Genomic DNA, 259 nt, shown 5'->3' with positions numbered 1-259 from the left:
GTAATCACAATGTACAATGTCGCCAGGCTTAGGACCAAAACCATCTGAATATGCAGCTTGGCCGCCAACAGTTACGGTAAAGAATGTACGACCGTGGAAACCTTTGTTGAACGCGATGATTTGTGATTTTTCTGCGCCAAACTTATCAAGTGCAAAACGACGCGCTAATTTAAGCGCGGCTTCGTTTGCTTCTGCGCCAGAGTTGGCAAAGTAAACTTTTTCAGCAAATGTCGCATCAACCATTTTTTTAGCTAGGCGA

At 44.4% G+C, this 259-nt stretch carries 1 protein-coding gene; it reads right to left on the bottom strand.

Going from position 1 to position 259, the window contains the following annotated elements; all coding sequences use genetic code 11:
* Positions 1-259: aminotransferase class III-fold pyridoxal phosphate-dependent enzyme (locus AAEY83_RS16435; protein ID WP_351060758.1), on the bottom strand; the 259-nt coding region annotated here is incomplete at both ends.

Origin of the sequence: Psychrobacter sp. TB20-MNA-CIBAN-0197 (assembly GCF_040309765.1) — a bacterium.
In the GTDB taxonomy this organism is placed as follows: domain Bacteria; phylum Pseudomonadota; class Gammaproteobacteria; order Pseudomonadales; family Moraxellaceae; genus Psychrobacter; species Psychrobacter submarinus.
The sequence above is the reverse complement of the archived record's forward strand: the minus strand, read 5'-3'. Positions and strand labels throughout refer to the sequence as shown.